This is a genomic window from Acidovorax sp. Root70, from assembly GCF_001428225.1.
Classification (GTDB): domain Bacteria; phylum Pseudomonadota; class Gammaproteobacteria; order Burkholderiales; family Burkholderiaceae_C; genus Acidovorax.
In genome coordinates this window covers 63,224-84,438 of sequence record NZ_LMHQ01000031.1, presented here as the reverse complement: position 1 = coordinate 84,438, position 21,215 = coordinate 63,224, and the positions used below count along the sequence as shown (strand labels likewise).

20 protein-coding genes and 1 other RNA gene are annotated in these 21,215 nt (G+C 65.9%); 13 read left to right on the top strand and 8 right to left on the bottom strand.

Features of this window, described 5'->3' with window-relative positions; genetic code table 11:
• Window positions 1-127: 127 nt before the first annotated feature.
• A complete protein-coding gene (gene cysK, locus ASD94_RS20090; protein ID WP_056646800.1) occupies window positions 128-1,045 on the bottom strand; it encodes a cysteine synthase A in 918 nt (305 codons plus the stop codon).
• A gap of 248 nt (window positions 1,046-1,293) precedes the next feature.
• Between cysK and rnpB the strand changes: the two genes are divergently transcribed.
• Window positions 1,294-1,633: RNase P RNA component class A (gene rnpB / locus ASD94_RS21610), an RNA gene on the top strand.
• A 66-nt stretch (window positions 1,634-1,699) separates the two neighbouring features.
• On the opposite strand, the gene ASD94_RS20085 is transcribed toward rnpB, so the two are convergent.
• From ASD94_RS20085 to ASD94_RS20065, 5 genes are all read right to left on the bottom strand, one after another.
• Window positions 1,700-2,920: a M48 family metallopeptidase gene (locus ASD94_RS20085; protein ID WP_056646797.1), complete on the bottom strand. Its 1,221-nt coding sequence runs from the start codon at window positions 2,918-2,920 to the stop codon at window positions 1,700-1,702.
• A 2-nt stretch (window positions 2,921-2,922) separates the two neighbouring features.
• Window positions 2,923-4,188 (bottom strand): YjgN family protein, encoded by a 1,266-nt coding sequence (locus tag ASD94_RS20080; protein WP_056646795.1) that lies wholly within the window; start codon window positions 4,186-4,188, stop codon window positions 2,923-2,925.
• Window positions 4,189-4,358: 170 nt separating this feature from the next.
• Window positions 4,359-5,153, bottom strand: coding sequence for an rRNA pseudouridine synthase (locus ASD94_RS20075; RefSeq protein ID WP_056646793.1), 795 nt, complete (start codon window positions 5,151-5,153; stop codon window positions 4,359-4,361).
• A 33-nt stretch (window positions 5,154-5,186) separates the two neighbouring features.
• On the bottom strand, window positions 5,187-6,884 hold the full coding sequence (locus ASD94_RS20070) for an MBL fold metallo-hydrolase (RefSeq protein WP_056646791.1): 1,698 nt from the start codon (window positions 6,882-6,884) through the stop codon (window positions 5,187-5,189).
• Between the two features lie 119 nt (window positions 6,885-7,003).
• Window positions 7,004-7,708, bottom strand: a complete 705-nt coding sequence (locus ASD94_RS20065; protein WP_056646787.1) for a glutathione S-transferase N-terminal domain-containing protein — start codon at window positions 7,706-7,708, stop codon at window positions 7,004-7,006.
• A 124-nt stretch (window positions 7,709-7,832) separates the two neighbouring features.
• Here ASD94_RS20065 and dapF point away from each other — a divergent pair, with 124 nt between their 5' ends.
• From dapF to lepB, 4 genes are all read left to right on the top strand, one after another.
• A complete protein-coding gene (gene dapF, locus ASD94_RS20060) occupies window positions 7,833-8,714 on the top strand; it encodes a diaminopimelate epimerase (RefSeq protein ID WP_056646785.1) in 882 nt (293 codons plus the stop codon).
• Window positions 8,711-9,400: a DUF484 family protein gene (locus ASD94_RS20055; protein ID WP_056646782.1), complete on the top strand. Its 690-nt coding sequence runs from the start codon at window positions 8,711-8,713 to the stop codon at window positions 9,398-9,400. The genes dapF and ASD94_RS20055 overlap by 4 nt, the downstream gene beginning before the upstream one ends.
• Window positions 9,401-9,455: 55 nt before the next feature.
• Window positions 9,456-10,424 (top strand): tyrosine recombinase XerC, encoded by a 969-nt coding sequence (locus ASD94_RS20050; protein WP_056646780.1) that lies wholly within the window; start codon window positions 9,456-9,458, stop codon window positions 10,422-10,424.
• Window positions 10,425-10,544: 120 nt separating this feature from the next.
• Window positions 10,545-11,213: a signal peptidase I gene (gene lepB / locus ASD94_RS20045; protein WP_056646777.1), complete on the top strand. Its 669-nt coding sequence runs from the start codon at window positions 10,545-10,547 to the stop codon at window positions 11,211-11,213.
• 58 nt (window positions 11,214-11,271) lie between these two features.
• Here lepB and ASD94_RS24195 read toward each other — a convergent pair whose 3' ends face one another.
• Together ASD94_RS24195 and ASD94_RS20040 are read right to left on the bottom strand one after the other, a co-directional pair.
• Complete coding sequence (locus tag ASD94_RS24195) at window positions 11,272-11,406, bottom strand: hypothetical protein (protein WP_255357458.1); 135 nt, start codon at window positions 11,404-11,406, stop codon at window positions 11,272-11,274.
• Window positions 11,407-11,465: 59 nt separating this feature from the next.
• Entirely contained in the window at window positions 11,466-11,993 is a 528-nt protein-coding gene (locus ASD94_RS20040) for a chemotaxis protein CheW (RefSeq protein ID WP_082576957.1), read from the bottom strand.
• Between the two features lie 243 nt (window positions 11,994-12,236).
• Here ASD94_RS20040 and ASD94_RS20035 point away from each other — a divergent pair, with 243 nt between their 5' ends.
• The 8 genes from ASD94_RS20035 (at window position 12,237) to rsmH (ending at window position 21,214) form a co-directional block, all read left to right on the top strand.
• Window positions 12,237-13,472, top strand: a complete 1,236-nt coding sequence (locus ASD94_RS20035) for a class I SAM-dependent rRNA methyltransferase (RefSeq protein WP_056646774.1) — start codon at window positions 12,237-12,239, stop codon at window positions 13,470-13,472.
• A 112-nt stretch (window positions 13,473-13,584) separates the two neighbouring features.
• A complete protein-coding gene (locus tag ASD94_RS20030) occupies window positions 13,585-14,646 on the top strand; it encodes a GTP-binding protein (protein WP_056646773.1) in 1,062 nt (353 codons plus the stop codon).
• Window positions 14,647-14,823: 177 nt separating this feature from the next.
• The gene (gene dksA, locus ASD94_RS20025) at window positions 14,824-15,624 is read left to right on the top strand and encodes an RNA polymerase-binding protein DksA (protein ID WP_082576956.1); all 801 of its coding nucleotides are present in this window, start codon (window positions 14,824-14,826) and stop codon (window positions 15,622-15,624) included.
• 47 nt (window positions 15,625-15,671) lie between these two features.
• Window positions 15,672-17,411, top strand: coding sequence for an STAS domain-containing protein (locus ASD94_RS20020; protein ID WP_056646770.1), 1,740 nt, complete (start codon window positions 15,672-15,674; stop codon window positions 17,409-17,411).
• Window positions 17,412-17,574: 163 nt separating this feature from the next.
• Window positions 17,575-18,141 carry an ATP-dependent protease subunit HslV gene (gene hslV / locus ASD94_RS20015; protein WP_056646768.1) on the top strand — a complete coding sequence of 189 codons (567 nt, stop codon included), beginning with the start codon at window positions 17,575-17,577 and terminating at the stop codon, window positions 18,139-18,141.
• A 132-nt stretch (window positions 18,142-18,273) separates the two neighbouring features.
• A complete protein-coding gene (hslU, locus tag ASD94_RS20010; RefSeq protein ID WP_056646765.1) occupies window positions 18,274-19,599 on the top strand; it encodes an ATP-dependent protease ATPase subunit HslU in 1,326 nt (441 codons plus the stop codon).
• Window positions 19,600-19,850: 251 nt separating this feature from the next.
• Window positions 19,851-20,279, top strand: a complete 429-nt coding sequence (mraZ, locus tag ASD94_RS20005) for a division/cell wall cluster transcriptional repressor MraZ (RefSeq protein WP_015012546.1) — start codon at window positions 19,851-19,853, stop codon at window positions 20,277-20,279.
• 8 nt (window positions 20,280-20,287) lie between these two features.
• Complete coding sequence (gene rsmH / locus ASD94_RS20000) at window positions 20,288-21,214, top strand: 16S rRNA (cytosine(1402)-N(4))-methyltransferase RsmH (RefSeq protein ID WP_056646762.1); 927 nt, start codon at window positions 20,288-20,290, stop codon at window positions 21,212-21,214.
• Window position 21,215 lies beyond the last annotated feature (1 nt).

Here is a 21,215-nt window from a genome sequence, read left to right as displayed (position 1 = left end):
AATCCTGATTGTTCTGGCCCGTATGCATTGCCGCTGTAGGACGGCGGGCCGTAGCCTTGTGCTGCGCAGCCCAAAAAAAAGGGCCCCGAAGGGCCCTGGTGACAGCGCGCTGCGCGGGGGGCGGCCATCAGGCCGGCAGGAAGCCTTCCACCGACAGGTAGCGCTCGCCCGTGTCGTAGTTGAAACCCAGCACCTTGGCGCCCGCGGGCAGCTCGGGCAGCTTCTGGGCAATGGCGGCCAGGGTGGCGCCGGACGAGATGCCCACCAGCATGCCCTCTTCGCGTGCGCAGCGGCGGGCATATTCGCGGGCCGGCTCGGCATCGACCTGGATCACGCCGTCGAGCACGCTGGTGTCGAGGTTCTTGGGGATGAAGCCCGCGCCAATGCCCTGGATGGGGTGGGGCGAAGGGGCGCCGCCCGAGATCACGGGCGATGCCGTGGGCTCCACCGCAAACACCTTGAGCTGCGGAAATTTGGCCTTGAGCACCCGCGCAGTGCCCGTGAGGTGACCGCCCGTACCGACGCCAGTGATGATCGCGTCCAGCCCATCGGGGAAGTCTGCCAGGATCTCCTGTGCGGTGGTGCGCACATGCACGTCGATGTTGGCGGGGTTTTCAAACTGCTGCGGAATCCACGAGTCCGGCGTCTGCGCCTGCAGCTCCTGCGCGCGGGCAATCGCGCCCTTCATGCCCTTTTCGCGCGGTGTCAGGTCAAACTGCGCGCCATAGGCCAGCATGAGGCGGCGGCGCTCGATGCTCATGCTGTCGGGCATCACGAGGATCAGCTTGTAGCCCTTGACGGCCGCCACCAGCGCCAGGCCGATGCCAGTGTTGCCGCTGGTGGGCTCGATGATGGTGCCACCGGGTTTGAGCGCACCAGACTTCTCCGCGTCTTCCACCATCGACAGCGCAATGCGGTCCTTGATGGAGCCGCCGGGGTTGCTGCGTTCGGACTTCACCCACACGTTGGCCGACGGACCGAACAGGCGGTTGACGCGCACGTGGGGTGTGTTGCCGATTGTTTGCAGAATGTTGTCAACTTTCATGGCGTCTCCTGTGAAGTGTCGGGTTGGACAAAAGGGGAAGGTTGTGGAGCGCATTCTGAACCAGTTGTTCTACGGCCCTGGTGATATGGATATAGCCAGGGAATGGGTTCAGGCCGCGCCCGACCGTGCAGGGCGCAGGCCATATCGCGATGTGCATCGCGCGTTGCACTGAGGTGATCTGATCCGCACAGGCCGACACAGCACACCGTCATGCGCCCGGCCGCCGGTGGGCGATAATCACACCCTGTGAAGCGCGCCAGACCGCCGCTGGTGCAATCTGGGAAACCAGGCACTGGAGGAACGTCCGGACTGCACAGGACAGCGTAGCAGCTAACGGCTGCCCACCGTGAGGTGAGGATCAGAGCAACAGAGACGAGTCCCGGGGGAGTGCCGCAAGGCAAACCACCGGGGGTGAAACGGGCAATCTCTACGCGCAGCAATACCAAGTAGGCCAGCGTTGATGTGGTTCCGCAGAGCTGGCGGGTAGGTAGCACCGAGCCGTGGTGGCGACACCCGGCCCAGATTAATGGCGGTCACACTGCGGGCAACCGTGGTGCACAGAATCCGGCTTATCGGCGCGCTTCACACTTTATTTCTGACCCCGCCCGCACAGGGTTGCGTGGTGGGCGCACCAGCCCCTTCGCACCGCTGCGCTCAGCTTTTCGGGCAATGGGGTGCCTGTCCCCGCTCCAGTTCGGTCGCGCGCTCCACCGTGTCCGGGTGGCTGCTCAACAGCGACCAGACAGGGTGCGATGCGGCATCCTGGGCGGTTTTGCGCTTGCGGGCTGCGCTGTCGGGCGCACGGGCGCTGGATGACGGCGTGGATGCACCCGCGGCCGGGCCTTCGCTCGGGTCCTTTTTCTCGGTGTCCTCGTTGTCCTCATCGCGCGCAATCGCCAGCAGCAGCTGGCCCATGGGCGCCGTGGGCAGTGCGGCGTGGCGCATGACGGCGATGGCGTAGCAGTCGGCCTCGCGCTCGTGGCTGCGGCTGTAGGCCAGGCCGGTGAGCAAGGACGCGCCGGTAGAGACGACGCCCGACACATCCCCCAGCGCCAGCCCCAGGCCCATGCTGAGTACGCCCTGCTGCACCACCATGCGCGTGGTGTGGCGTTGCACCACGTGTCCCACCTCGTGGGCCAGCACGCCCACCAGGGCGTTGTCGTCCAGGCCCTTTTCAGCGGCCGCCTTGACGATGCCGTCGGTCATCACGATCTTGCCGCCGGGCAGTGCAAAGGCATTGGCGCCCATGCCGGACCGGAACTCCAGCGACAGCGGCGGCCGGTAGCCGGCATAGCGCTGCAGTCCGGGGGGTGTGTGCTGCACCAGGGCGTCAAAGCGCGCCTTGAGCTGCTCCTGCCGGGCCGAAGGCAGCTTGCTGGGCTTCAGGGTGCCGTTGTCCATCTGCTGGAGCACGTTCTCGGCCACGCTGGTCTCCCAGCTGAGGGGCACAAACCGCGTGAGCTGCGTGGCCGCCCAGGGCGTGCCGTAGCGGTAGAACAGCGTAAGGCCGACGACGGCGGCGACCGTCACGCCCAGCAGCACGGGCCAGCGGGTCTGCATGCGTTGTGCGATGCCGGGGCGCTCGCCCGCAGCGGCCAGGGCCGCGCGCCATTCGGTCACGGCGTCGATCTCCACGCTGCCATGGTCGCGCAGATCGACGACCACGCGGGGCTGGGGCTTGCGTTCGTTCCAGGCCTCGGGCCAGCCCACCTGCTTCCAGGCGAACACGACCGGCCCGGCACCCGGCTGCGAGAGCGGGTGCAGCACCAGCGATGGGCCTTGTGGCGTGGGCCGCAGGCTCACCATCACCGGCCGGGCCTTGCTGCTCTGGCCGTCAAACCAGCGCCCGGGGAGCAGGGCGGTGTGCTCGGGCATGCTCAACCGATGAGGTCCAGGCCCGCAGCGTCGGCCAGCGCATCACCCAGGCCCCCTTGCTGCTGGCGCACCATGGCGCCGGTCACCTGTTCCACGCCGCCCTTGACGTGCAGGGTGACGGACTCGCACTTCATGCGGTATTCGCTCACCCGCGCAAACGGGCGGTACAGCCCCAGCGTCAGCAGGGTGAGCAGCATGTTCTTGATGCGCAGCCACACGTACTGGCCGCTTTTCAGGTGGCACTTGAAGCGCGCCACATGGCTCACGCCGATGTTGTTCCACATCAGCTGGAACATGCGCGCCTCGCGGTACGCGCGGGCGGGGGCCGATGCCAGGATCAGCATGAAGATGCCCGCGATGATGGACACGATGATCACCACAAACATCCACAGGCCCAGCCGGTTGCTCTGGCTGGCCACCAGGGCGATGGAGCTGCCTGCCAGGATGCCGATCAGTGCCGAGAAACCCACCACGCACAGGATGAACACGGCCACGGTGGCCATCCACACCTTGACGAAGTCCATGTACACCGGCTTCCAGCGGCCCCGCTCGGCGCCCACTTGGGCCTTGAGCACCAGGAGGCTCTTGAAGTTGTACTCGGTGCGGATCACGCAGAGCACCGACAGCACCAGGCCCAGCAGCACCAGGCCGCCCATGGCGGGCGTGAAGCGGGGCATGGGTTGCTTCTTGCCTTCTTCTTCAATGGCTTCGAGGGCCTGCGCCAGGTCGGGCGACAGCAACTGCAGGCCGTAGAACACGCCAAACCACAGTAGCGCCAGCGCAAACACCGGCCAGCTGGCGAGATAGACCTCTTTCCAGCTGGCGGCAAATTGCAGCCGCAGTCCGCGCCAGCGCGTGGCCCCCAGGCGAAACCGCATGGCGCTGGCCCAGATGAAAGGCGCAAGCGCTGCGCCCGCCAGCAGGAACAGGCCCACTGCCGTGTCCTGCCCGGTGTTGGCGGCCAGGTTGTAGGCAATGGTCAGCAGCATCAGCAGCACAAAGCCCATCACCATCTTGCGCTGCTGCGCGGTGAATTCGAGGGGGCTGCCAGCCACCAGCGTGTGGCCATAGAAATACTGGGCGGTGCGGCGACGCGCCCAGGGGGTGTAGATGCCGAGCGTGACGATGGACAGCAGCACGTTGACGATCCAGACCCGGAAATACTCGCCCCCGCTGCCGGTGAATTCGAGCGGGTGGGCGTCGATGTTCATCGGCATGAAGGTGGACATCGGCCCCGCTGCGCCGCCTGACGATTGGTTTGTGTGCATGAACTCCCTCCAGAGTGCTGCGCAGTGTAGCAGCGGCGCAGGGCCAGGAAATTCAAGTCAAAAAGGCCTGAAGCGCTTGTTTTTAAAGCGCTAGAAGCTATGTATTTAGGAGCATATGTGTGCCGCGCTCCGCGGTCAGACGGGCGGGGCGCAGCGTGGCGGAGGACGCGTCAGAACTTCTCCCACGGCTGCAGGTAGCGCCATTGCCCCTCGGGCACCTTGGCCAGCGGCACGCGGCCAATGCGGATGCGCTTGATGCCCACCACGGTCAGGCCCACGGCTTCGCACATGGCCGGGATCTGGCCCGGGCGAATGCCCTTGAGCGCAAAGCGCAGCTTGGTCTCGTTCTGCCAGCTCACCTTGATGGGGGGCAGGGGGCGGCCATTGAACGTGAGGCCGTGGCACAGGCGCTGCAGGCCGTTGGGCGCGATGTCGCCCTTCACCTCGACGATGCATTCCTGCTCCAGCGACTCGATGTCTTCGGCCAGCTTGCGCGCGATGCGCTTGTCCTGCGTGTACACCACCAGCCCACTGGCCTCGGTGGGCAGGGGGGTGAAGCATTCGAGCTGCTTGAAGTGGCGCTGCAGCACGCGGATGCCCGAGGCGTCTTCCGGCAGGTGCGACGCGGCGTTGAGCAGCGTGAGCGCCTGTGGCGCACCCTGGCTGCGGCTGGCGTGGGCCGCTTGCCCTGTGGATGCGCCTGGCAGGCCCAGGCCGGCTTCAAACCCTGCCGGTTTGTGCAGCAGCAAGGTCACCGGGGTCAGCTCCAGCAAGCTGGCATCGGGCGCCACGGCCACGGCCTGATCGGGGCGCACGCGGGCGCCAGGGGCTTCCTCAATCTGGCCGTCCACGCTCACAAAGCCGCCCTCGATGAATTGCTCGGCCGTGCTGCGCGAGCAGTTCAGTTGTTCGGCCACGCGTTTGGCCAGGCGGATGTGGGTGGGGTCGGGGTTCTTGTCGGTCATTGAATATGAAGGCGGTCTTGGTGTTCTTGTGGCTCAGTTGTTGCCGGGTTGCAGCGAGCGGATGCGCTCCACATGCGCCAGCAGCGAGCGCTGGGCCACCGGCCACATGCGCTGCGGCACGTCGTCGTAGGCTTGCCGCACCCAGTCGTCCATGCTGCCTTGTGGCAGCGCCTGCATGGCGGCCAGCACCTTGGCCTCGCGCGCCAGGCGGTGGGCCTTGAGCTTGGCGATGGCATGGCGGGCGCCGAGGACAGGGCCCCCCAGCACGTAGCCGTGCGCGGGCAGGATGAACTCCACGCCGTGCTCGGCGCAGGCCGCGTCGAGCCGGTCCAGCGAATCCAGGTAGTCGGCCATGTTGCCGTCTGGCGGGTCGATCACGGTGGTGCTGCCGTTCAGGATGTGGTCGCCGCTGAACAGCAGCGCGTCTTCCACCAGCAGCATGCACAGGTGGTTGGCGGCATGGCCGGGGGTGTGGATCACCTGCAGGGTGTGGGTGATTTTGCCCTCAGGTGCCAGTCCTTCAAGCACGAGCAGCTCATTATTTTGTAGCGCCCGGTCGGGGGTGAACTGGCTGGCCGCGCGGGCCGTGGGGGCGGACGGCAGGCCCAGGACGGGCGGGCGCGCCTTGCCGGCCTGCACGCACATCGCCTGCAGCGGCGCGGCGCCGGGGGAATGGTCGGCGTGCGAGTGGGTGCACACAATCATGCGGATGTCGCCCCCCGCTGCACGCCAGAGCTTGTCCAGGTGCTCGGTATCGGCCGGGCCGGGGTCGATGGCGATGAAGCCCGTGGCCGGGTCGCCCACCAGGTAGCTGTTGGTGCCGGGGCCGGTCATCACACCGGGGTTGGGCGCGGTCAGGCGCATCACGTTGCGCAGCAGCGGCACTGGGCGTTCGGTCTGCCAGTCCAGCGGGTGCACGATCTGGCCGTCGGGGCAGACCAGCGCCAGCTCGCCAAACGGCATGTCGTCTTCCATGTAGCGCGCTTCCTTGCCCGCCAGCAGGCCTGCGCGCGGGCAGCTCACCCACAGGGGCTGCTCGTGCGCCACGGCGTCCAGCACCGCCTGGGTGCTGGCAAATTGGGCCAGGCGCTGCAGCGTGCGGATGGTGGGGAAGATCATGAAGAACTGCCCCGCCTCGTGCCGCGCCAGCGCGTCGGCCGGGCGCACCCACACGGGCTCGAACTGCTCGGCCTCGTCGGCCACGGGCTCCTGGCCCTCGGGCATGCGGGCCACCAGAAAGGGCACCTCAAAGCGGCGGGCCAGGTCGCGGTCGGCCGTCCAGTGGGCCAGCAGGTACACCCCATCGGCCGCCAGGCGCAGTCCGCGTGCGGTGCACTGCGCGGCAAACGGCTGGTGGCGGTCGATGGCGGCAATGTCCTGCGCGTCGGCCATCTGCCCCTGGCGGGGGCCCTCGGCATGGCGTGCCAGCAGCACGCCCAGTTCTTCAAAACTCTCGCGGATGGCGGCAATCGCCTGGGTGAGGTGCAGGTCGCTCTGCGTGGCGCGCCGGTCGGCGGCCGCGTGGGTGGCGGGTGCAGCATCCAGCGCATCAATGCCCCCGCCGGGGAACACATAGGCGCCAGGCGCAAAACTGGCCGTGGCCGAGCGCCGGGTCATGAGGACTTCGAGCCCGCCGCCGTCAGGCACATCGCGCAGCAGCAGCACGGTGGCAGCGGGGCGGGTGGCGACGGGTTCGCGGTGGGGGTGGAGTTGTTGGCTGGAGCGGGGCATCGGGCCATTATCAGCACTGGCAGGCTGTACAGCGGTCGGCATCGCCGTGAAACCTGCGAAAACCGAGGGCCCAGGGGTCCGCAGGCTTGCAGGCCGGCCTCCGGCCGACCACGCCCGGCTCAGCCGCGGGCCGGGATCGCGAGGCCCCGGGCCACCGCCGGGCGCGCCACAAAGGCATCCAGCACGCGCTGCACTTCTGTGAACTGGCCAAACTCCACCAGATCGCCCGCGCCATAAAAGCCGATCAGGTTGCGCACCCAGGGCAGGATGGCAATGTCGGCGATGGTGTACTGCTCGCCCATCACCCACTGGCGACCTGCCAGGTGCTGGTTCAGCACGCCCAGCAGGCGTTTGGACTCGGCCACGTAGCGGTCGCGCGGGCGCTTGTCCTCATAGTCCTTGCCCGCGAATTTGTGGAAGAAGCCGAGCTGGCCGAACATGGGGCCCACGCCGCCCATCTGCCACATCACCCACTGGATGGTTTCGTAGCGCGCAGCAGCGTCCGGGGGGATCAGCTGGCCGGTCTTGTCGGCCAGGTACAGCAGGATGGCTCCCGACTCGAACAGCGCCAGCGGCTGGCCGCCGGGGCCTTGGGGGTCCAGAATGGCGGGGATCTTGTTGTTGGGGTTGAGTGACAGGAACTCGGGCGAGGTCTGGTCGTTGGTCTCAAAGCTCACCAGGTGCGGCTCGTACGGCAGGCCCAGTTCTTCGAGCGCAATCGACACCTTCACGCCATTGGGTGTGGGCAGCGAATACAGCTGCAGGCGGTCCGGGTGCCGGGCGGGCCATTTGCGGGTGATGGCGAAGGCGGACAAATCGGTCATGGTGGGGTCCTGGTGGCTGCGGCGCGGGGCCGGTGTGGTGGTTGCAGGCGCGCAGAGGTGGAAAAGGCGCCAAGCCTACGCCGCCTGGCCGTTAGGCGCAGGCCCGAGGCCATAATCCCATCCCATGCAGATTCGCTTCACCAAAATGCAAGGCGCGGGCAACGATTTTGTGGTGCTCGACGAGACCCAGGGCCGCCTGGGGCTGAGTACGGCCCAATACCGCTTTCTGGCAGACCGACACTTCGGCGTGGGGGCCGACCAGATCCTCACCGTGCGTCCTTCGCCGGGTGACGGCATCGATTTTGAATACGTGATCCACAACGCCGACGGCGGCGAGGTGGAGCAGTGCGGCAACGGCGCGCGCTGCTTTGCGCGCTTTGTGCACGACCGGGGCCTGTCGGGCAAGGACACCCTCCGCGTGCAGACCAAAAGCGGCGTGATTGCGCCCCGCCTCACGGGCGACGGCCGCGTCACGGTGGACATGGGCCGGCCCGAGTTCGACCCTGCCAAGGTGCCGTTCGACACCACCGGTCTCACGCCTGTGCAGCAGGGTTCGGGGCAAAAGTGGCCGCTGGCGCTAGAGGAATATGCCCAGAGTGCTTCTGTTTTGATAGCGGTTGCCTCCATGGGCAATCCGCATGCGGTGCAGCTGGTGGACGATGTGGACACCGCTCCCGTCGCGCAGACCGGGCCGCTGATCGAGCGCCATGCGCGCTTTCCCCAGCGGGTGAACGCGGGCTACCTGCAGATCGTGGACCGCTCCCATGTGCGCCTGCGCGTGTTCGAGCGCGGCGCGGGCGAGACGCTGGCCTGCGGAACCGGCGCCTGTGCGGCCGTGGCCAGCGGTATCCGGCTGGGCCTGCTCGACCCCGAGGTGCATGTGGACACGCGTGGCGGCCGCCTCACTATTGCCTGGAGCGGCCAGGAGGCTGATTCCGTTTTCATGACCGGCCCGGCCACCACGGTGTTCGAAGGCCAGATCGACATTCCCGACACGCTCGTATGACTACCCACATCCCACCGATCACCGAAGACGACATCGCCCAGTTCCTCACCAACACGCCGGGTTTCTTCGAACGCCATGCCGAGGTGCTGGCCAGCGTGCAGATCACCAGCCCCCACGGTGCGCGCGCCGTGAGCCTGCAGGAGCGCCAGGCCGAGATGCTGCGCGAGAAGATCAAGGGCCTGGAGCATCGCATCATGGAAATGGTGCGCAACAGCACCGAGAACGCCGCCATTGCCCACAAGGTGCACCAGTGGACCAGCAGCCTGCTGCAGGTGCGCGACCCGTTCGACCTGCCCCAGGCCGTGGTCGATGGCGTGCGCACCCTGTTCGATGTGCCCCAGGCAGCGGTGCGCGTGTGGGAGGTGGCCGCACCCTACATCGACGCCGATTTCACCCAGGGCGCAAGCGAGGACGCGCGTGCGTTTGCCTCGTCGCTGACCATGCCGTTCTGCGGCCCCAACCTGGGCTTTGAGCCCTCCGGCTGGCTGGCGCAGGAAGGCGGCGAGCCCGCGCAGTCGCTGGCCCTGCTGCCGCTGCGCGAAGGCGCCATCGACAGCGCCACGCCCGCGTTTGGCCTGCTGGTGCTGGGCTCGCAAGACCCGCAGCGTTTTGATGCCACCATGGGCACCGACTTCTTGTCGCGCATGGCCGAGCTGGCCAGTGCAGCCCTGCTGCGCCTGAAGTAGTCCCGGCCACCGGGGCGCACTGCAACTCGGCGTTGGCTCGGCCCAGGCAACAACCATGTCTGAAAAGCCTCCCGCCCCGGACCCCCACGTCCTGCGCTACCTGGAGCATGTGCGCGTCGAAAAGCGGCTGGCCGCGCGCACGCTCACGCTCTACACGCTGGACCTTGAAAAGCTGGCGCAGTTTGCGGCTGGCGTGAATGTGCCGATGCTGCAGTTGCAGACCGCTCACATCCGCCGCTTTGTCGCGCAGATGCACAGCGGCGGGCGCAGCGGGCGGGGCATTGCGCTCATTCTGTCGGGCTGGCGCGGGTTTTTCATCTGGGCGGGGCGGCAGGGGCTGATCCCGCACAACCCGGTGCAAGACGTACGTGCCCCCAAGGCCCCCAAGCCCTTGCCCAAGGCGCTGGGCGTGGACGACGCCGTAAGGCTCGCAGAATTCGACAACACCGGCGCCGACCCCTGGCTGGAGGCGCGCGACGCCGCCATGGTGGAGCTGCTGTACGGCTGCGGTCTGCGCGTGGGTGAACTCGCGGGGCTCGACGCCATCCCCAATGCCGACACCCAGCGCCAGGGCCGCGGTTGGGTGGACCTGCAGGCGGGCGAAGCCCATGTGTTCGGCAAAGGCAGCAAGCGCCGCAGCGTGCCGGTGGGCGCCGCCGCGACGGCCGCGCTGCAGGCATGGCTGCAGCTGCGGGCCACACCGTTTGGTGGCGAGGGCTCTGCGCGGCTCGATACCGCCCTGTTTGTCGGCCAGCGTGGCAAGCGGCTCACGGCCCAGTCGATCTGGCTGCGCCTGCGCCAGCGCAGCCAGCTGGCAGGGCTGACCACGCCGGTACATCCGCACATGCTGCGCCACTCGTTCGCCAGCCACCTGCTGCAAAGCAGCGGCGACCTGCGCGCGGTGCAGGAGCTGCTGGGCCACGCCAACATCACCACTACGCAGGTCTATACGCGGCTCGACTTTCAGCACCTGGCCAAGGTGTACGACGCCGCCCACCCGCGTGCGCGGAAGAAGCCCCCGTAAGCCGCTGGGTGGCTTTCCGGGAAGGCGAAGCAACCGCCCGCCCGCCGGGCGGAACCAAGTGGCCTCCCGGCGTCTCCGAGCACACTGGCGCCTGCTGTGGAGCGCCCTGGAGTTGTCGTCATGCTGCTGAACTGGATCAAATCGAACCGATGGTTCATCGTGCTGCTGTTGTGCTTTGGCGTCTTTCGCACCGCCGTGGCCGACTGGAACCCCATCCCTTCGGGCTCGATGCGGCCCACGCTGCTGGAGGGGGACGTGGTGCTGGTCAACCGCCTGGCCTACGACGTGAAGCTGCCGCTCACGGACGTGATCCTGGCGCATATCGACGACCCGCAGCGCGGCGATGTGGTCACCTTCTCTTCGCCTCAGGACGGCACCCGCCTGATCAAGCGCATTGCCGCGTTGCCCGGCGACACGGTGGAAATGCGCAACGAGGTGCTCTACATCAACGGCCAGGCGGCCGAATACGAGATGCCCGATTCTGTGCAGGAGCCGGCGCTGCTGGGCCACACGCTCACTGCCACGCGCTGGACGGAGCGCCTGCTGGGACATGAGCGCCGCGTGCAGTGGCTGCAGGGCGTGACGGCCCGCAGCAGCTTCGATCCGGTGCAAGTGCCCGAGGGCGAATACCTTGTGTTGGGTGACAACCGGGACAACAGCGCGGACTCCCGCTACATCGGCCTGGTGCCGCGCCACCTGCTCATCGGGCAGGCGCACCGCGTGCTGCTGTCGGCCGATGTGCTGGGCCACTGGGCGCCGCGCCTGGAGCGCTTCGGCAAGGCGCTGTAGCCCGGCCCGGCCAGCGCGCCGACGACCTCGCTCATGGTGGTTTGACCGGCACGGTTCATCAGGGCGGACCTGGCTTCCACGCAGGTGGAACACCTTGGGGAAAGCGGTCGTCGATGAGGGAGTGAAAAGCCGCATCGGCGCCGTGAGCCAGCGCTATGGACAGCGGGCCCATGATGCCAATGAGCAGCGCCATCAAGCCAAAGCCAGTGGGAGCCGGGTCGAAATCTTCCAGTCGTAGCAGTGCAAGGTGGCTCAGTGGCAGAGGGCCGGGGTCTCGCCCGCCACTGACTTGGCCAGGAATTTCTCGATGTCGAGCAGGATCAGCATGCGCTGGCCGACCGAGCCGATAGCCAGCAGGTGCTCGGGCCTGACGTTGCCGCGCAGGGCGGGCACGGGGCGCAGCTGCTCGCGCTCCAGCGTGAGCACGTCGGACACGCCGTCCACCACCACGCCCACCGTCCGCTGGCCGATGTGCAGCACGATCACCACCTTGAGGTGGTCGTACCGCACGGCGGTCTGCCCCAGCTTCAGGCGCAGGTCCAGGATGGGCACGATCACGCCGCGCAGGTTCATCACTCCCAGCCACTCGCCCGTGGCATTGGCGATGGTGGTGGGCTTTTCGTACGACCGGATCTCCTGCACCCGCAGGATGTCCACCCCGTATTCCTCGTTGCCGATCTGGAAGGTCAGAAATTCGCGAAGCTCGGTCATCACGGACTGGGCCGTGCCGGGCGCGGGGGCCAGGCGGGTGGTGCTGGGGGCTGTGGCGGAGGCGGTCATTGATTGTTTGATAAAAATGATAATTTACGTAATTTTATCGATCACAAATCATATTTGTCAAATATCAAATTCCGAAATGACAGATCGGTCGCGTGCATTCGGGGGCGAAGAGCGTGAAGTGGCCGTTGGAGCCTGTGAAAGAGGGCCGACCGGACGCGGTCGTGACGGGGCGGTACCTCGTTGGCTGCGTTTTTCCCTCGCCAGGGGGCTCTGCCGCGTCCGCCAGCCCGCACAATCCGGGGCATGAAAACCCTTCGACTTCGCGCGGGCAAAGAGCGCTCGCTGTTGCGCCGCCATCCCTGGATCTTTGAATCGGCCATCGCCAAGGGCGGCGGCGACAGTGGAGAGACCGTGCGCGTCGAGTCGCACGAAGGCCAGTTTCTGGCTTGGGCGGCCTACAGCCCCAGCTCGCGCATCCGCGCACGGGTGTGGAGCTTTGACGAGGCGCAGCGCATTGACGCTCCATTTTTTATAGCTGCTTGCGCACGTTCCATCATCGCCAGAGCACGTTTTGATGTGCAAAGCGATGGTGTACGCCTGGTGCACGGCGAGTCCGACGGCCTGCCGGGGCTCATCGTGGACCGCTATGGCGATACGCTGGTGGCGCAGTTCACCAGCGCGGGCACCGAGCGCTGGAAGGGCGTGATTGCCGATGCGCTGCTGCGCGAGACGGGCCTGACCAAACTGTATGAGCGTTCGGACGCCAGCGTGCGTTCGCTGGAGGGCCTGGAGCCCGCCACCGGCTGGCTGCGCGGCGGGCCCACGGGCGCGGCGGGCGATGGCGAAGGGCCGCCGCTGGAGCTGACGATCCGCGAGCACCAGTGGCGCCTGACCCTCAACATCGCTGAGGGCCACAAGACGGGCTTTTATCTGGACCAGCGCGACAGCCGCAAGCGCTTTGCCGACTACACCCAGCGCCTGGGCTTCAAACATGTGCTCAACTGCTTTTGTTACACCGGCGGCTTCAGCGTGGCAGCGCTGGCGGGCATGCGTGCGGCGGGCGCCGCCGCCGATGGGCATGTGACGTCCATTGACTCGTCCGGCCCCGCCTTGGAGCGCGCCCGTGCGCACGTGGCGCTCAATGGGTTCGACCCGAACCGCGCAAGCTTTATGGACGCTGATGTGAACGCCTCGCTGCGCCAGTTCCTCAAGGAGGGCCAGCGCTTCGACGCCATCATCCTGGACCCGCCCAAGTTCGCGCCCACGGCGGCCCACGCCGAGCGGGCAGCCCGCGCCTACAAGGACATCAACCGGCTGGCGCTGCAGCTGCTGTCGCCTGGCGGGGTGCTGTTCACCTTCTCCTGCTCGGGCGGTATCAGCGCCGACCTGTTCCACAAGATCGTGGCGTCGGCCGGCGCGGATGCCGGAGTGGACGGCTACATCCTGGAGCGCCTGGGCGGCGCGCCCGACCACCCGATGACGCTGGAGTTTCCGGAGGGCGAGTACCTCAAGGGGCTGGTGGTGATGCGCAAGGGGTGAACGTTCCGGCGTCAGCAGGGGCTTGACAGCCTCGGTACACTGAAAAAGATGCCCCTGGGTGGGGCACTGCGCCGCGCAGCGCAAGTATTTGATTCCCTTGAAAGACAGATTTATGGCACTGATCCCCGTCACCATCCTCACCGGCTTTCTGGGCTCTGGCAAAACCACCTTGCTCAAGCGCCTCTTGAGCGAAGCCCACGGCCAGAAGATCGCCGTGATCGAGAACGAATTCGGCGAAGAGAACATCGACAACGATATCCTCGTGACCGAGTCCAAGGAGCAGATCGTGCAGATGAGCAATGGCTGCATCTGCTGCACCATCCGCGAAGACCTGCGCGAAACCCTGCAGTTGCTGGCCGCCAAGAAGCGCAAGGGCCTGCTCGACTTTGATCGCATCGTGATCGAGACCACCGGCGTGGCCGACCCCGGCCCCGTGGCCCAGACCTTCTTCATGGACGAAGAGATCGCCGAAACCTATCTGATCGACTCGATCATCACGCTGGTGGACGCCAAGCATGCGCCCCAGCAGCTCAATGACCGCCAGGAGGCACGCCGCCAGGTGGGCTTTGCGGACCAGATCTTCCTGTCCAAGACCGACCTGGTGTCTCAGGATGAGACCGAGGCGTTGATCCATCGCCTGAAGCATATGAACCCGCGCGCGCCCATCAAGGCCGTGCATTTTGGCGAGGTGCCGCTCAAGGAGGTGCTGGACCTGCGGGGCTTCAATCTCAATGCCAAGCTGGACATTGACCCCGACTTCCTGAAGGAGGAAGGGGAGGGGCACGACCACCACGACCATGACCACGAGCACGGCGAGCACTGCAGCCACCCTTCGCACCAGCACGACCACGGGCATGGCCACCACCATCACCACGATGATGACGTGAAGAGTTTTGTCTACCGTTCGGACCGTCCGTTCGACCCGGCCAAGCTCGAAGACTTCCTCGGGGCCATCGTCAACATTTACGGCCCGCGCATGCTGCGTTACAAAGGCGTACTGAATATGAAGGGCACTGAGCGCAAGGTGATCTTCCAGGGCGTGCACCAGCTCATGGGCAGTGACCTGGGCCCCCAGTGGGCCGAGGGCGAGCCGCGCACGAGCAAGATGGTGTTCATTGGCATTGATCTGCCCAAGGACATCTTTTTGCAAGGGCTGGAGCAAAGCCTGGTCTGATCTGCTTGCCGGTTTTGAGGGGCGATGGACCCCGATTTGTGTTGTATCTGCAACGTTTCCGTTTGCGTGAGCTCAGGTCGATACAATCGCGCCCCGGTAAAACCACCCAAGGCTTGCCACCAGTCCCGGGCCGTGAGAGCGGCCAAGGGCCCGCCCGTACTGCGAGGAGACCAGGAAGTGAAAGCCGATACCAGCAAACCCAAGGGGGCCACCAAGGCAACCCCTGCCGCGGCAAAAAGCGCCGCCGCCCCAGCGGCATCCAAAGTTGCTGCGAAGGCCACTGCCAAAACTGCTGCGGCGCCCAAGGTGACCGCACCCCCTGCCGCCGTGGCGGCACCTGCTGCGGCGCCCGCGCTGCAAGCGGGCTCGCAGGTACCCGTGCGCACAACCCGGCCTTCTTCCCGATTGGCCCAATTGACCGTACCATCCATGGCACAGACGGTGGCCTCCACAGCTGCCAAAGCCAGTTACCAACACACCATGCCCACGACCGCGCAAGCGCAGCCCACTTACATGGCTGCCAAAAAAGACCCCAAGCTGGCGAACAACTGGAAAACCAAGTCCGTTGCCGAGCTGACCGACGCTGAAGTCATGGCCATGCCCGACAGCGAGTACATGAACGAAAAGCAGATGGCGTTCTTCCGCCTCAAGCTCGTTCAGCTCAAGCAGGACATCCACAACAGTGCCGGTGAAACCACCGAACACCTGCGTGAAGACACGGTGGTCGTGCCCGACCCGGCCGACCGCGCCACCATCGAAGAAGAACACGCGTTGGAGCTGCGCACCCGCGACCGCGAGCGCAAGCTGCTCAAGAAGATCGAGCAGTCCATCGCCCGCATCGACGCGGGTGACTATGGCTACTGCGACGAGACCGGTGAGCCCATCGGTGTCGGCCGCTTGATCGCGCGCCCCACGGCCACGCTGTCGCTGGAAGCGCAGCAGCGCCGCGAACTCAAGCAGAAGATGTTCGGAGATTGAACAGGCTGCGGCCTGTTGATCCACGCGCGCACACTGCACCCTGAGCCATGAGCAAGGAAGAAACCACCCCTGGCGGCCTGCTATCGAAGGTGGTGCGGTTCGTGAAAAATCCGACCGTGAACTGGACGGAGCTCGACTCCATCCAGGACGACCGGGAGAGCCAGTACAGCAAGCAGATGCTCAAGGAGATGATCGAGCGCAAGCGCCGCAACGACTTCGTGCGGCGCCGTGAGTTCGATCAGCTGCGCAAGCTGCGCCAGCGCGAGGTGCTGCAGGGGCAGCGCGTGGAAGACGCCGCCGGTCGTCCTTCGTTCTTCCAGAGCAGCATGGCGTCACCCGACGAACGGGCCGTCACGCTCAAGAAGATCGATGAGATCGAAGCGCAGATGTCCCAGCAGTGGTGGAAGAGCAAGCAGGGCGCAGACGCCCCCACCCAGCCCGGCGTGATGCCCGATTCCAGCACGGAAGCCTCTTCGGAAGAGCACGCACGTGCCTATGCACCCACGGTGCCCGGAAGCCTGTCGGCCCCGCTGGACACCAAGCCCGCCGTTCAGCCCCTGTTTGCCGATGACAGCATGGCCATTGGCCGCTTTGGTGGAACGGACGCCACCATGCTGCCGGGCAGCACCCCACCTGTCGAAGCATCCTTCAGCCCTGCGGCACCTACGGCTGCGCCCGCGCCCGCATTCGAACCGGAGGAATTCGTGCACGAACCCGACCTTGAAGAAGCCGCGATCCGGTTTGCCAATGGTGACCATGCAGGGGCCGAGTCCGGCCTGCTGGAAGTGCTGGCCCAGCACCAGCAGGACGACCCCGCCCAGCAGCTCGAAATCTGGATGACGCTGTTCGACCTGTACCGGGCCACCGGGCGGCACGACGGTTTTGACACCCTGGCCATCGACTTTGCCGCGCAGTATGGCCGCTCGGCCCCGCTGTGGTTCTCCATCCCGGCGCAGCTGGGCCTTGTGGTGGAGGCTGCACCGGCTGCCGCCGAACCCGCCCCCGCCATGCGCCGCGATTTCAGCTGGAACGCCCCGCCCACCGTGGCCGTGTCTTCGGTGGCGGCCCTGCAGGCCTCGCTGGCCCGTGCGGCATCGCCCTGGACGCTGTCTTGGTCGCGCCTCACGGCCATCGACGAGGCTGCGGTGCCCCTGTTGGCCGACCAAGTCAGCCTGTGGGCCGACCGGGATGTCCAGATTGTGTTTTCAGGGGTGGAAAAGCTCCATGCCCTGCTGGATGCCAAGACCCAGTCAGGCGACCGCTCCAACAGCCCCGAATGGTGGCGCCTGCGCATGGCAGCCATGCGCCTCATGGGCAAACCCGACGAGTTTGAGCTGGTGGCGCTGGATTACTGCGTGACCTACGAGGTCTCTCCGCCCTCCTGGGTGTCGCCGCGCTGCGGATATTCGGACAATGAGGGTGTGTCGTCTGGCTCGGCCCCCCTGGCGGTCGACAGCGACTTTGTGGCGTCCGATCTGGGTGAATCGTCGATCCCCCCTGTGGATGCCGGGCCCATCGCACAACTCAGTGGCCATATCGATGGCGATGCCACGCCCCTGCTGCAGCCGTTCGAGGTGCACCTCAAGCCCGGTGTGCCACTGACCATCGCCTGCGACAAACTGATCCGGGTGGACTTTGCTGCCGCGGGCTCCGTGCTCAACTGGGCGGCCGAGCAACAGGGTCACGGTCATGTGATCCAGTTCCACAACCTGCAGCGACTGGTGGCGATCTTCTTCAACGTGATCGGCATCAACGAGCACGCCTGGGTGGTGCCCCGAAAGAACTAGCGGGACTTTCCGCCATGGGCCGCTCTGCGGCCCTCTCTTTTTGGACCCCTCGGGGTTTCCTGGCAAAGCGGCCTGCCCGCTACGCAGAGCGATAGGGGCAGGGCGCCGCCCGTCTGGGGCGGCTGGCTTGCAAAATGGGCGGCAACCCCCATCTGCCGCAGCTATGGACTCATCACAAGACAACCATCCGGTGTTCCACGGCACCACCATCCTCAGTGTGCGCCGCCAGACGCCTTCCGGCATCCAGGTCGCCATCGGCGGCGATGGGCAGGTCACGCTGGGCAACATCGTGGTCAAGGGCACGGCGCGCAAGGTGCGCAAGCTCTACCACGGCAAGGTGCTGGCCGGCTTTGCCGGGGCCACGGCCGATGCCTTCACGCTGTTCGAGCGTTTCGAGGCCAAGCTGGAAAAGCACCAGGGCCACCTGACGCGCGCTGCCATCGAACTCACCAAGGACTGGCGTACCGACCGCGTGCTGCGCCGCCTTGAGGCCATGCTGGCCGTGGCCGACGCCAGCGCGTCGCTCATCATCACCGGCAATGGCGACGTGCTGGAGCCCGAGCAGGGCATCGTGGCGATTGGCTCAGGGGGCGCCTATGCGCACTCTGCGGCCAAAGCGCTGCTGGTGAACACCGAGTTGTCCGCTGAAGAGATCGTGAAGAAGTCGCTCGAAATCGCGGGCGAACTCTGCATTTACACCAACATGAACCACACCATCGAGACGCTCTGAGCGTACGGCGGTGGAACCGGCCCCAGGCTGGCCGCACGGTCAGCCCCTGATGGGCTGATTGCTCTGTTTTTTATAGCTGCTTGCGCATGATTCACTGGCGCTACAGCCCCATTTGATACCAGGAAGACCTGTATGTCGTCCATGACCCCCCAGGAAATCGTCTCCGAGCTGGACCACCACATCGTGGGCCAGGCCAGCGCCAAGCGCGCCGTGGCCATTGCACTGCGTAACCGCTGGCGCCGCCAGCAGGTCGAGGGCAGCCTGCGCCAGGAGATCACGCCCAAGAACATCCTCATGATCGGCCCCACCGGCGTGGGCAAGACCGAGATCGCACGCCGCCTGGCCAAGCTGGCTGATGCGCCTTTCATCAAGGTCGAGGCCACCAAGTTCACCGAGGTGGGCTACGTGGGCAAGGACGTGGACTCCATCATCCGCGACCTGGCCGAGATGGCCGTCAAGCAGACGCGCGAGACCGAGATGAAAAAGGTGCGCGCCCGCGCCGAAGATGCTGCCGAGGAGCGCATCTTGGACGTGCTGATCCCTCCGGCCCGCGCCGCAGCAGGCACCGAGCCTGTCGCTGACAACACGGCTCGCCAGGTCTTTCGCAAGAAGCTGCGCGAAGGCGCGCTGGCCGACAAGGAGATCGAGATCGACGTGGCCGAGGCCCGTCAGTCGCTTGAGATCATGGGCCCGCAGGGCATGGAAGATATGACCGAACAGCTGCGCGGTATGTTCAGCCAGCTGGGGCAGGACAAGCGCAAGACCCGCAAGCTCAAGATTGCCGAAGCCTTGAAGCTCATCACCGACGAAGAGGCGGCCAAGCTGGTCAACGAAGAGGAGATCAAGACCCGCGCGGTGCAGAACGCCGAGCAAAACGGCATTGTCTTCATCGACGAGATCGACAAGGTGGCCGCGCGCCAGGAAAGCAGTGGCGCGGACGTATCGCGCCAGGGCGTGCAGCGCGACCTGCTGCCGCTGGTGGAGGGCACCACGGTGTCCACCAAGTACGGCATGATCAAAACGGACCACATCCTGTTCATCGCGTCGGGCGCCTTCCACCTGTCCAAGCCCAGCGACCTGATTCCAGAGCTGCAGGGGCGTTTCCCGATCCGGGTGGAACTGGAATCGCTGTCGGTCAAGGACTTCGAAGCCATCCTCACGCAGACCCACGCGTCGCTGGTCAAGCAATACCAGGCGCTGCTGGCCACCGAGGGCGTCACGCTGGAGTTCGTGCCCGAGGGCATCACCCGCCTGGCGCGCATCGCGTTCGAGGTGAACGAGCGCACCGAGAACATCGGCGCGCGCCGCCTGTCCACGGTGATGGAGCGCCTGCTGGATGAGGTGAGTTTTGACGCCACGCGCCTGTCTGGCCAGACCATCACCATCGACGCCGCCTACGTCGATGCGCGCCTGCAGACCCTGAGCCAGGACGAGGACCTGTCGCGCTACATCCTGTGACCACTCGGTCAAGCCTTGAGAGGTCACTTTCACAGGCCTCTCTAAGTACTTCTTTTTCAACGACTTTTGGCGTTTTGGCGTCTGAAAAAACGCATCTAAGTCGTTGATTTCATTGAAAAGTTTGTGGGACACCCCCTTGTTCGGTGTGCTTTTCCTGCTACAGTGCAAAAAAGTGCAATTAAGTGGTGAAAAGTGCCCTGAAGGTCCGGTTCTGGACCTCCGAGGCGCAAAACCGAACTGGGAATCTGTCCGTGTTTCAAGGTGCCTCGTCGCTGAGTCTCGATGCGAAGGGTCGGCTGTCCGTGCCGACCCGGCATCGTGACGTCCTCGCGGCCACGGCATCGGGCCAGCTCACCATCACCAAGCACCCGCACGGCTGTCTCATGGTCTTCCCCCGCCCCGAATGGGAAAAGTTCCGCGAACGCATTGCCCAGTTGCCCATGTCCGCCCAGTGGTGGAAGCGCATCTTTCTGGGCAACGCCATGGATGTGGACATGGACGCCACCGGCCGTGTGCTGATTTCCCCCGAGCTGCGCGAAGCCGCCGGCATCTCCAAAGACACCATGCTGCTGGGCATGGGCAACCATTTCGAACTCTGGGACAAGGCCACCTACGACGAGCAGGAAGCCAAGGCCATGCAGGGCGAGATGCCGGATGTCTTCAAGGACTTCTCCTTCTAAGGCGCGCTGTGACATCCCCCTTGCAACACACCACCGTTCTGCTCAACGAGGCCGTGGACGCTCTTCTCGGCGGCGCAGGCCCGGAGCCCGCAGGCACCTGGGTCGATGCGACCTTCGGACGCGGCGGGCACTCCCGCCTCATCCTGCTTCGGCTGGGCCCCCAGGGGCGCTTGGTGGCCTTTGACAAGGACCCCGAAGCCATCGCCGAAGCAACGCGCATCACCGATGCGCGTTTTTCCATTCGGCACGAAGGTTTTCGCCATTTGGCCGACCTGCCACCCGCCAGCGCTGCGGGCGTGCTGATGGACCTGGGTGTGAGCTCGCCCCAGATCGACAGCCCCGAGCGGGGCTTCAGTTTCCGTTTTGACGGCCCGCTGGACATGCGCATGGACACCACGCGCGGTGAAAGCGTGGCCGATTGGTTGGCCACGGCCGAAGTCGGTCAGATTGCGGAGGTGATACGTGACTACGGTGAAGAACGGTTTGCTGGCCCCATTGCAAAGGCGATTGTTGCTCGGCGCGAAGAACGGGGTCCTCTTGCAACCACCGCAGAACTGGCCGACCTCGTGGCTGGCGCGGTCAAAACCCGCGAGCCGGGCCAGAACCCTGCAACGCGCACATTTCAAGCTCTTCGGATTTTCATCAACGCCGAGCTTGAAGAGCTGCAACAGGCGCTAGAGGCCAGTCTCTCGGTGCTGCAGCCGGGTGGGCGGTTGGCGGTCATCAGCTTTCACTCGCTCGAAGACCGCATCGTCAAGCAGTTCATCGCCAAGCACTCCAAGGAGGTGTATGACCGCCGCGCGCCGTTTGCCGCGCCGCAGGCGATGAAGCTCGTCGCGCTCGACCGCATCAAGCCCAGTGCGGCCGAGGTCGAGGCCAACCCCCGCTCGCGCAGCGCCATCATGCGCGTGGCCGAGCGCACGGCGGTCGTCTGAC